Here is a 9,467-nt window from a genome sequence, read left to right on the forward strand (position 1 = left end):
TAATAAACTATGGGAAAATCACTCGTTATTGTGGAGTCTCCGGCTAAGGCGAAAAAAATTAATCAATATCTTGGTAGCGACTATGTTGTGAAATCAAGCGTGGGGCATATCCGTGATTTACCGAAAAGCGGCAGTGATGAAAAAACGGAAAAAGCAAAGCCGATTTCAACTAAAGGGCTAAGTGCAACAGAAAAAGCAAAAGTAAAGGCAGAAAAAGAACGTACAGCTTTAGTGAAACGTATGGGAATCGATCCATACAACGGCTGGAAAGCGAACTATCAGATTATGCCTGATAAAGAAAAAGTAGTATCTGAATTAAAATCGCTGGCGAAGAAAGCAGACCATATCTATCTGGCAACCGACTTGGATAGAGAAGGGGAAGCTATTGCTTGGCATTTACGTGAAATTATCGGTGGTGATGACAGTCGCTTTAGTCGAGTTGTGTTTAATGAAATTACCAAAGATGCGATTAAAAAGGCATTTGAAGATCCTCAGCCACTGAATATTGATCGCGTGAATTCCCAACAAACCCGTCGCTTTTTAGACCGAGTGGTGGGCTTTATGGTATCGCCATTACTTTGGAAAAAAGTCGCTCGAGGTTTATCTGCCGGGCGTGTGCAATCTGTCGCGGTGAAATTGTTAGTTGAGCGAGAGCGTGAAATTAAAGCTTTCCAAAGTGAAGAATTTTGGACAATTTTAGCCAATACGCAAATTAATCGTAAAAAATTACCGCTTGAATTGACGGCTTACAAAGGTAAAAAATTCTCAGCGAAAAATGAAGAAGATGCGAATGTTGCCGTTCAAGCATTAGAAAAAAGTGATTTTATTGTTTCTAATATTGAAGCAAAAGAGACCAGTTCTCGAGCATCTGCTCCATTCATTACTTCATCGTTACAACGTACCGCAAGCACACGTTTAGGCTTTGGGGTAAAGAAAACAATGATGTTGGCTCAACGTTTGTATGAAGCGGGTTATATTACCTATATGCGTACCGACTCTACAAACTTAAGCCGTGAAGCTCTGGCGATGGCTCGTGGTTATATTGAAGATAACTTTGGGGCAAATTATTTGCCAGAGAAAGCCAATGTGTATCGCAGTAAAGATAACGCACAAGAAGCCCACGAAGCTATTCGTCCTTCTGATGTGAATGTGAAAATGGCAGACTTAAAAGGTATGGATAAAGACGCTGAACGTTTATATGACTTAATTTGGCGTCGTTTCTTAGCTTGCCAGATGTTGCCTGCACGCTACGATTCTACTTCATTAACTGTTCGTGCCGGAGATTATGAATTAAAAGCGAGCGGACGTGTAATGCGTTTTGATGGTTGGACGAAAGTATTGCCGGTACAAGGGAAAAATCCTGAAGATCAAGAATTACCGGCAGTAGAACTTCATCAAAAACTCAAACTTGATGAAGTTGTGCCAAGCCAGCACTTTACCAAACCGCCTGCACGTTTTAATGAGGCTTCATTAGTTACAGAGCTTGAAGAGCGTAAAATTGGTCGCCCTTCAACTTATGCTTCAATTATTTCGACCATTCAAGAGCGTGGCTATGTTCGCACTGAAAACAAACGTTTTTATGTGGAAAAAATCGGTGAGGTAGTTACCGATCGTTTAAATGAATCTTTTAAAGATTTAATGAATTACGACTTTACTGCCAATATGGAAGAAGTTTTAGACCAAATTGCAGAAGGTAATAAAAACTGGAAAGATGAATTAAATACATTCTTTAAGCATTTTTCTGAAGAGCTAACCCAAGCGGAGTTAGATGAGCTTGAAGGAGGGATGAAGCCAAACAGCATTGTGCCGACAGATATTGATTGTCCGACTTGTGGCAGAAAAATGGCTATCCGTACCGCTTCTACAGGGGTTTTCTTAGGTTGTACAGGCTATGCGTTACCACCAAAAGAACGTTGCAAAACCACGATGAATTTAATTCCTGAAGCCGAATTCTTGAATGTCTTGGATTCAGATTCTGAGGCAAAAGCCTTAATGGCACGCAAACGCTGTCCGAAATGTGATTCAGCGATGGATAGCTATGTGATTGATGCCGAGCGTAAACTTCACGTTTGCGGTAATAATCCAAATTGTGATGGTTATGTTGTCGAACAAGGCTCATTTAAAATTAAAGGCTATGACGGACCTGTTGTGGAATGTGATAAATGTGGTGCGGATATGCACTTAAAATTAGGTCGTTTTGGCAAATATATGGGTTGCACAAGCTGCGATAACACCCGAAAAATTTTGAAAAATGGTGAAGTTGCCCCTCCACGAGAAGAACCTATTGCTTTTCCTGAGCTAAAGTGCGAAAAGGCAGATGCTTATTTTGTGTTAAGAGATGGAGCAAGTGGCGTATTTATGTCTGCTCATAATTTCCCGAAAGTGCGTGAAAGCCGAGCTCCGAAAGTGGCGGAATTAGCCTTGTATCGTGATAGATTGCCGGAGAAATTACAATATCTTGCGGATGCTCCGCAGCAAGATCCTGAAGGAAATGAGGCTATTATTCGTTTTAGTCGTAAAGAAAAACGTCAATATGTTACTTCAGATAAAAACGGTAAGGCAACCAAATGGATTGTTGATTACGTTGATGGTAAGTGGGTAGAGCGTTCAAAATAATGAATTGATTGAAAGTACAAGCGGTTAAATTTCTTTTACATTTTGCAAATTGCAAAAAATTAGAGAAATTTAACCGCTTGTTTTATTTAGTTATAGATTGTGAATTAATTCATCAATCGCTTTGCTTAATTTATTGCGATCGTGGCGGTAATAAACATCATCAGCCGATAAATTTTTACGCAGCGTTTTAATATGCAGCGGAAGTATAGATGGTTCATCATCAGTTGTAATAACACCATTTATGCGAGATTGCCCGATACAGTGCTCAATCCATTCAACTCGCTGATTAAGCGATAAATTCCCGGCAGGACCGTGTTCTTGCCCGATGTTATCAATAAAAATGACTTTAGCTTGGCTTCGGTGAATAGCTTGAGCAATATCTGAAACCAGTAAATTCGGCATAATACTGGTAAAAAAACTGCCCGGACCGAGTAGTATTAACTCTGCTTCTTGAATAGCAGCAATCGCTTCCGGCGTGCCTAAGACAGGCGTATCTAGCTCTAAATGATGTGGTGTTTCAGCCAGTGCATCAATTTGAACTTCGCCCAATACTTTTGTGCCACATTGTAACTCTGCAATTAAATGAACAGGCGTTTCCGACATCGGAATAAGCTTTGATCTAACGTGTAGCAAATCTCGCACAAGGTTAATTCCATCAAGCGGTCTAATTTGCATATTTTCAAGGGCGGTAAGAATGAGATTGCCGAGATTATGCCCACTGAGTTCTCCCGTTCCACCAAAACGATATTCAAAAAGGCGAGAGGCAACCGTAGGTTTTACAATAATTTGATTCAAACAGTTGCGTAAATCGCCCCAAGCAATTACACCTTGTTGAGAGCGGATACGCCCTGTTGAGCCACCATTATCGGTGGTTGCAACAATACCTGTGAGCCGTTCTTTTAAAAATGGCAGAGCAGAGAGTAGCCGTCCTAAACCGTGTCCGCCTCCTAAGGCAACAACGGCATTGAGTCGGTTAAGATGATGGTGGCGAGCAGGCTTTTGTGAGAGTTGTTGAGTATCCATTCTTTATAAAAAACCGCTTATTTCTCTAATATAATTGCATCTGTATGGTTAGATGGAATGGCTTGAACCACAGCTTTAACCAATGTTGCCAATGGAATAGCAAAGAATACGCCCCAGAAGCCCCATAATCCACCAAAAATCAGCACGGCAATAATGATGGTGAGAGGGTGTAGATTAACCGCCTCAGAAAATAGATACGGCACAAGTAAGTTTCCATCTAGTAATTGACTAATAATAAAAGCAAGCATTAAATAATAAAAATCAGGAGATAAGCCAAATTGGAATAAGGCGACCAACATTACCGGAATACTTACTAATACCGCACCAATGTAAGGAATTAAAACTGAAATCCCTACTGCAACAGAAAGCAGTAACGGATAGCGTAGATCAAAAAAGAGGAAGATGATGTAGGTTACAACTCCGACAATTACAATTTCCAGAAATTTACCACGAATATAGTTAGCAATTTGTTGTTGCATTTCAAACCAAACGCGTGTAGCTAAGCGACGGTTTTGTGGTAATACTTTACTAAATGAACGCATTAACACTAATTTGTCTTTCAATAAGAAAAATACCATTAACGGCACTAGGAATGTATAAATACCTAATCCAACCAAACTAATAATAGAGTTAATAGAAAGTGTTAAAAGCGACTCTCCCATACTCAAAATATTGCTTTTCGCGGTATTCATAATTGAATCAACAGTGGCGTAATCCACCAATTCCGGGTAATGTTCAGGTAATCCTTGCACCCAAGCATTGAGCAAGTTGAACATTGACGGCAAATCTTGAATAAAAGTTACCGCTTGATTCCATAAGGTTGGTAACAATACTACCCCTAAGAATGACAGCAAGGCGATAAAACTACCTAAGATTAAAATAACGCTTAACGTTCTTGGTAACTTTAATTTAACCGTTAAAAAGCGGGTTGGCCATTCAAGCAAATAGGCAAATACGAGAGCGACTAATAGCGGCATTAATAAATCACTGAAAAAATAAATAATGCCAAACCCAATTAATAGAATACCAAATAGCACAACTATTTGTGGGTCGGTAAATTTTCTTTGATACCACTCTCGCAACATTTGAAACATATTTTGTATTGCCTTTTAACTAACTGGAAAATTATTTTTGACTACAAACCGCAACAAAGCCTAACTTTTGGTCAGGATCGTTAAAAATTTTGTACATTTTATTGAACGTTTCACGATTTTCAGGTTTTAATGCGTTTCCTACGATTTTCATTGCCCCTAATACGCCTTCATCGTGAATTAGACCTTTCGGAGAGAGTAGCGACATTTCGCCTGAGAAAGTTTCTACATTTCTAAAGCCACAATGGTGGAATAATGCTTTCCAATCTGGTTTTGTAAGTGGTGATACAGTGATATTAATCGCATCACGCAACTCAGCTAATAATTCATCTGCATTGTCTGTGTTTAGCATAATATCGTGTGTAAGCAAAAAACCGTTTGGCTTTAACACACGAAAATATTCACGAATGGCTTTTTCTTTTGCTTCTTGTGGGAGCATTGTAAGCATTGCTTCGTTAATCACAATATCAAAGCTTTCATCTTCAAATGGCAGTTTTGTCGCATTTGCTCTTTGTACTTGAACTAAATGCTCAACTTCTTGATCTTTGATGTTTTCATGGGCTTTTTCAAGAGCCTCTTCGTCTAAGTCAATACCAATAATTTGGCATTCAAACTGTTTTGCCAGTTGAATAGCGGTTGTTCCCATATTACAAGCAACTTCTAATACTTTTTTGTCTTTTGAAAAATCACCGCTCCCAATTAACCAATCCGTTGCAACTTTGCCACCCGGACGTAAGCGTGTTTTACCTAAGCGAGCTAAAAAATGATGTCCAACTTCTTCTTTTTTCATAATAAAACCTCTGAATTTGCAAAATAATCTGAAAATATGACCGCTTGCATTGAAATTTTAACAATTATACCCAATTTTTATATACAACGGCAGATGAATTTGACAGAATATTGCTTACTTTTTATGAAGAGGGAAATAGTATGACAAAACAAAATAATGGTTATCTCCATCAGCGTGGCGATATCCAAGAGAGTGCAGTAAAAGCGTTAGTAACAGATCCGCTGTTTAAAATGCGAGTAGAGAAAAATCGTAAAGGTAAGGGTAGTTACCGCCGAAATGAAAAACACAAAAAAACATTATATGTTAAAGGAGAAACCCCATATAAAAATATTCATTCAGTGTATTTTTATATGGGGTTTCTTCATTATTTTAAAAATCGCAGTATGTAAATAATAGGCTAAGGTCTTTACCTTATATTTACTGAACGATTATTTTGTGCCACCAAATACAGCATTATATTTAGTAATACCTTCTCTATTGTTGCTTTCTAACTCAATATTACCTACGGCATCATTGAGATTCTCGCCAACAAATTCGGTTGAATAATAGCCTGATAAATTGCTATTTTTTTCAACATAAGATATTTCACCGTCACTAAAACTGATACTTTCTCTTAAATATATCGCATCAGGTAATTTACTTTCATCCAGTTTAATTTTACCTAACGTTTCGCTGTTTATTTCACCTGTGAGTTTATTTTTGTCCCATTCATTATCAAGATGGAGTTTTAAGGTAACATCACCGTCAAGTCGTGGAGCATAGGCAATAGTTTCACCATCAACTATTTTCTCAAATCGGGCGATGACATTACCTTTATAGATAGCATCCCCTACTAAACCATCTTTCCATTGGGCTTTTCCATTAACGATATCAAACACGCCATATTCAGAATAGCTTGAGCCGCTGCCTTCCGTACTTTGTTTTTTACCATCTCGCCCTGTCGTTAAGCGGATATTAAACAATGAACTATCATTTTCATTGGTAAATAACGCACCGTAGCTTGAGTAAGGTTGGTTGATGTAGAGATAATTAATCTGTTTGGCATCAGGCATATCCTTATTTCCAGCTAGAAGTTGTTTACCTTCTAATTTGTTATCGTTCAATACTCCTGAATGTTTACCCAAATAACTTTCTCCGTTTGAGATTAAGGTTGGGATTCTGACATTTTCTTTATCCTCTGTACCAAGATTTAGCACTAAGTAGTAGTTATGCGATTTGTCATCTTCATCAGCTACAAAAGGAGATTTTGAACCATCCGCATCAGGGTGAACAAAATGATCGCGATCTTCACGTCTTACTTCACCGGCATCGCTTAATAATCCGTTATTTGCTAACGGAATTACACGCCATAATTTGCCTGAACTGTCTTCATTAACCGGTTTTACTGAAGTTGATGGCGTCGGTTTTTGTGGTTCGACCGGTTTTTCTTCAATAGGTTTAGTCGGCTCAGTCGGTTCAGCAGGATTTGGCTGTTCAATGGGTTGTTTAGGTTCAACGGGTTTAGCCGGCTCTGTTGGTTTGACTGGCACAACAGGCTTTGGTTGCTCAGATGGTTTTGGTTTAACCGGCGTATCAGGTTTTGTCGGCGTTGTTGTTTCAGCCTTTGTATCAGGTTTATTTGAGCCTGCATTTTCCGATTTTGCAGGTTTTTTGGTAATTTCGACCGCTTGTTCAGCTTTTGGTTTTTCAACCACACGAGCACCATCGGTAGATTTACAGCCGCTTAGGGCAACAGATACGGCAACCGCCGCTAAGGTTAATTTGAGTTTAGATTGCATAAAAAATTCTCCTTTTTAAAAGCCATAAAATATTAATGGATATTTTTTGTTTGGCAAGAGTAAAATATAAAAATATATATAAATTTTTTATGGTTATTGTTGAAAGTCGATAAAATTTCGCGTAACTTATTAACCTTAATTTATTTATGGGAAAGAAGAATGACAAACAAAACCCTTTTGGCGGTGCTGATTTCCGCCCATTTAAGTACGCTTGCCTTAGCTCAAACCAATGAAGACGTTGCAGTGTTAGATGAAGTCTCTGTAATTGGCAATACTGCAACACCTGTAATAGCCCAAGGCAGTGAGGTAACTTTACTCAAAGTCAGCGATAAAATTATTGAGGGTAAAGAATTTAAAAAACGCTCGGCAACCTTAGGAAATGCCTTATCTGCTGAATTAGGCGTACACAGTAACCCATTTGGTGGAGGGGCAAGTAAGCCGATTATTCGTGGGCAAGAAGGTGCACGCATTAAAATTTTACAAAATGGTTCGGACGTAGTAGATATGTCCAGCCTTTCGCCCGATCACGCCGTAGTTGCTGATTCACTTTTGGCAAGCCAAGTAGAAGTATTACGTGGCTCAAGCACGTTGCTTTATACCAGCAGTTCGCCGGCTGGGGTCGTGAATGTGGTGGATAAACGCATTCCAACCGTAGTACCAGAAAAAGGTTATGAAGTAGAACTCAATAGCCGTTTTGATACCGCCAGTAAAGAGCGATTAGGTGTTTTAGGGGCAACTTTAGGATTAGGTCAGCACGTTGCCTTGCGAGTGGAGGGATTAGCTCGCCATAGTGATAACTATCGTGTCAAAAGTTTGCAGCTTGGCGAAAGGCTCAATTATGTGCCGGATACCTACAACCGTTCTCGTGTCGGCACGGTGGGCTTATCTTTTGTGGGCGAGCGTGGCTATATTGGAGCAGCGTATAATGAACGCACCGACACCTACGGCTTGCCGGGACATAACCATAAATTTGATGAATGTATCGGGCATATCTATAACGAAGTACGCGATAAATACGCTTACACCTACAAATATCCGCATTTGCTGGATGAAGATCTGATTAGCCACGGTCCACACTTCCATTGCGGAACCGATCACGAAATGGATGCAGGGCACAGCCACGATAATCCGTATGGTCATACCCACGACCATACCCACAAAGGTCCGTGGGTGGATTTAAAATCCAAACGAATTGATGTGAAAGGCGAACTGTTAAAACCGTTTAGAGGTTTAGATAAAATCCGAGCCAGCTATACCGATGTGAATTATTATCACGATGAAAAAGATGCCGGTTCAGTCAGCACTTTTGTGAATAAGCAGTTGAAGAAAGATCAGAACTATGGCAAGCCGGTCAATATTTACAAAAATCGGGGTAAAAACAGCCGCTTGGAGTTTTATCATTCACCGATTGGTGGCTTAACCGGTGTTTGGGGCGTGCAATATCAGACACAGAAAAGCAGTATGAATGCTCCGAACGACCGTGAAGTGCGTTTCCCATTAGTTGAAAACAACAATAAACAGTTGAGCTTGTTTGCGATTGAGCAATATATGTGGGATAACTTTGCCCTTGAGCTTGCCGGACGCATTGAGAAACAGAAAATTGAGATCGACTACGATCTTGAGGAAATCAGACGTTTACAAAAATTCTACAGTGAATCAGGTGGCAGACAGGTTGAGCCGGATTTATCGCCATACGATAAAACTGCCTATGCTTATTCGGGTACGTTCAACTGGTTCTTCCATCCGGATTACCAGTTATCATTTACTGTATCACACAATGAACGTCATCCAACACCAATGGAACTTTATTACCACGGTCCGCATTTGGCGACCAGTTCGTTTGAATACGGTAATAAAGATCTGAAAAAAGAGCAGTCGAATAACGTTGAATTAGGGCTGAGCTATCAAGGCGAGAAGTTCGGTTATAAAACCACGGTGTACTATAACCACTTCAAAAACTATATTTTTAACGAAAATCTCTATCGAGAAAATCATCTCTTTATGCGTCGTTACAGCCAATCGAAGGCACGTTTTTACGGCTTAGAAGCGGAGATGAGTTATCGCTTTAACGAGCAATATCAAGCGACGATTTTCGGTGATATGGTACGAGGTTGGCTGACTGATTTACCTCCTGTGAAAGTAGGTGGCATTCATAAACATCATTTACCG

General features: G+C 39.6%; 7 protein-coding genes. 3 read left to right on the forward strand and 4 right to left on the reverse strand.

The features are described from left to right. The first annotated feature begins 9 nt into the window (after positions 1-9). Positions 10-2,616, forward strand: coding sequence for a type I DNA topoisomerase (gene topA / locus ACJHV0_RS10070; RefSeq protein ID WP_483134110.1), 2,607 nt, complete (start codon positions 10-12; stop codon positions 2,614-2,616). A gap of 90 nt (positions 2,617-2,706) precedes the next feature. Here the strand turns inward: topA and ACJHV0_RS10075 are convergent, their stop codons facing one another. Genes ACJHV0_RS10075 through ACJHV0_RS10085 form a run of 3 tightly spaced genes read right to left on the reverse strand, consistent with a single transcriptional unit; the run spans position 2,707 to position 5,520 of the window. Beyond that, positions 2,707-3,639 carry a gluconeogenesis factor YvcK family protein gene (locus ACJHV0_RS10075; protein ID WP_334233531.1) on the reverse strand — a complete coding sequence of 311 codons (933 nt, stop codon included), beginning with the start codon at positions 3,637-3,639 and terminating at the stop codon, positions 2,707-2,709. 17 nt (positions 3,640-3,656) lie between these two features. Continuing rightward, positions 3,657-4,733 (reverse strand): AI-2E family transporter, encoded by a 1,077-nt coding sequence (locus ACJHV0_RS10080; protein WP_025236014.1) that lies wholly within the window; start codon positions 4,731-4,733, stop codon positions 3,657-3,659. A 31-nt stretch (positions 4,734-4,764) separates the two neighbouring features. Continuing rightward, entirely contained in the window at positions 4,765-5,520 is a 756-nt protein-coding gene (locus ACJHV0_RS10085; protein ID WP_483134111.1) for a class I SAM-dependent methyltransferase, read from the reverse strand. A gap of 140 nt (positions 5,521-5,660) precedes the next feature. Here ACJHV0_RS10085 and ACJHV0_RS10090 point away from each other — a divergent pair, with 140 nt between their 5' ends. Continuing rightward, complete coding sequence (locus ACJHV0_RS10090) at positions 5,661-5,909, forward strand: alternative ribosome-rescue factor A (RefSeq protein ID WP_483134112.1); 249 nt, start codon at positions 5,661-5,663, stop codon at positions 5,907-5,909. Positions 5,910-5,948: 39 nt separating this feature from the next. Here the strand turns inward: ACJHV0_RS10090 and ACJHV0_RS10095 are convergent, their stop codons facing one another. Continuing rightward, entirely contained in the window at positions 5,949-7,298 is a 1,350-nt protein-coding gene (locus ACJHV0_RS10095) for a hypothetical protein (RefSeq protein WP_483134113.1), read from the reverse strand. A gap of 159 nt (positions 7,299-7,457) precedes the next feature. Between ACJHV0_RS10095 and ACJHV0_RS10100 the strand changes: the two genes are divergently transcribed. Beyond that, on the forward strand, positions 7,458-9,467 hold a 2,010-nt coding region (locus tag ACJHV0_RS10100), incomplete at its 3' end, for a TonB-dependent receptor (RefSeq protein WP_483134114.1).

The sequence above is a fragment of the Mannheimia sp. genome, from assembly GCF_056854775.1.

Excerpts from the sequence above, each read along its gene's own strand:
- ACJHV0_RS10075 (WP_334233531.1), bottom strand. The coding sequence starts at position 3,639 with ATGGATACTCAACAACTCTCACAAAAGCCTGCTCGCCACCATCATCTT.
- topA (WP_483134110.1), top strand. The coding sequence starts at position 10 with ATGGGAAAATCACTCGTTATTGTGGAGTCTCCGGCTAAGGCGAAAAAA.
- ACJHV0_RS10095 (WP_483134113.1), bottom strand. The coding sequence starts at position 7,298 with ATGCAATCTAAACTCAAATTAACCTTAGCGGCGGTTGCCGTATCTGTT.
- ACJHV0_RS10080 (WP_025236014.1), bottom strand. The coding sequence starts at position 4,733 with ATGTTTCAAATGTTGCGAGAGTGGTATCAAAGAAAATTTACCGACCCA.
- ACJHV0_RS10090 (WP_483134112.1), top strand. The coding sequence starts at position 5,661 with ATGACAAAACAAAATAATGGTTATCTCCATCAGCGTGGCGATATCCAA.
- ACJHV0_RS10085 (WP_483134111.1), bottom strand. The coding sequence starts at position 5,520 with ATGAAAAAAGAAGAAGTTGGACATCATTTTTTAGCTCGCTTAGGTAAA.